General features: G+C 53.4%; 1 protein-coding gene. It reads right to left on the bottom strand.

Features of this window, described 5'->3' with window-relative positions; translation table 11 throughout:
- Nucleotides 1-300 precede the first annotated feature (300 nt).
- The coding region (locus DES29_RS12290) for an IS110 family RNA-guided transposase (protein ID WP_113854955.1) at nt 301-1,507 on the bottom strand (1,207 nt) is incomplete at its 5' end.

Raw genomic sequence — 1,507 nt, 5'->3', positions numbered from 1 at the left:
CCGCCTAGCTACCATCTATCGGACGAAAAATATTGTCAGATGCACCACATAGCGAATTACCAAGCGGAGGTTTCATTTCCAGGCATGCCATCGACTGAACGAGAGGGCCGCTCCACTAATCTCTTAGACCTGTTTCATGAATGCGGTGTCTGCGCATTCTGGCCAGAATGAACTTCAGAAGTCTTATCCGTGCCAAATAAGGGCGTATGCAAATTGCTGCAATCAGGACGGAATGGCTGTGGGATAAGCCTTTTCAAAGGGTTCTCATTCGTGACGATTAAGCCTGGAGGTCATCTTCCTCTACGCGGCAGATTCAGCCGCAACGTCGTGCTTAAGGGGCTTTTCCATAGCCGCAAGCACCGAGCGTGGTACGCCCGCTTTGTGACTGTCGAATTTTTCCCCGTAGGTGAGCAAAGCCCAAACAATCCGCAGCAGTTTGGCTGCAAGTGAAACGATGATTTTGCCGTACGGCTTTCCACGCTTGATTTGTTCGTGAAGCCACCGCCGCAACTGACATTCCGGCAGCATGTCCTTGCAGTACAGCATGTAGATCGTAGCTGCGCCTTGGATGATGAAAGATCGGGCTACTCTGTCGCCGCGGCGGGAAACTTTTCCCTGGCCTCTGCTGCTCACTGGCTTCAGAGCGCCGCGCTTGCTGGGGCTTGGCGTTCCGGAATGTCCGGTAATGATGTTTCGGGGAGCCAAGCCAAAATAGGCCACGTAGCTCCTTGGCATCGGGAACCGTTTAATGTCGCCCGTTGTGACCGCAAGGCGTGCCGCGGTCTGAGTTCCGATGCCCAGAACCGTTTTCATTGTTCGAGCCTGCTCGTTGGCCTCAACAAGCGCATCAAGCAGCTTGTCAAGTGCGTTGATTTGCTTCATGGTGAACTTGTAGGCATCCCGAAGGATCATCAAGCTCGATGTCACTTCTGCGCCAAGCAGCTTTTCAACGGCTGCGACTGCTTCCGCCATCTTCTTTGTGTTCGAGCTGCCTCGACGAATCACAATGCCCCAGCATTGGCACAGACTTTTAAAGCAGACTAAGGATTTTGTAGCCTGTGTCCGCAGTTGGATTCGGATTGCCTGGACACTGGCGATCCGGCACTCCTCAACGTTCTTGACGCGAATCGGCTGTAGATCATGATCGTAAAGAGCAAGCTTCGCCAAAGCCGTTGCATCGTTGAGATCGGTTTTCTGATTTGACTTGTGCGTTGCAATCCAGTTCTTGACTGCGTGTCCGGAAATGACCTTGACCTCGTGCCCCATATTTTGCAGGCGCAGGGAAATCTGACTGTAGCCGCAGCAAGGCTCCATCGCAAAGAGCGTAGGCTCAAGCTTCTCCGCTTGTTCAAACAGCGACTCGTAATCCATGCGGTCGATCAGCCCCAGCTCGTCATCGGAACAAGGCACCGCTGCAACGGCGCAGTCTGCCTTAGCAAGATCGAGGCCGATGACGGCGTACGAGAGCGACGTATCCAGCGCATTGCGTGTATTCTTCTTTGACATG

Source organism: Sutterella wadsworthensis (assembly GCF_003315195.1).
GTDB lineage: Bacteria > Pseudomonadota > Gammaproteobacteria > Burkholderiales > Burkholderiaceae_F > Sutterella > Sutterella wadsworthensis.
The sequence above is the reverse complement of the archived record's forward strand: the minus strand, read 5'-3'. Positions and strand labels throughout refer to the sequence as shown.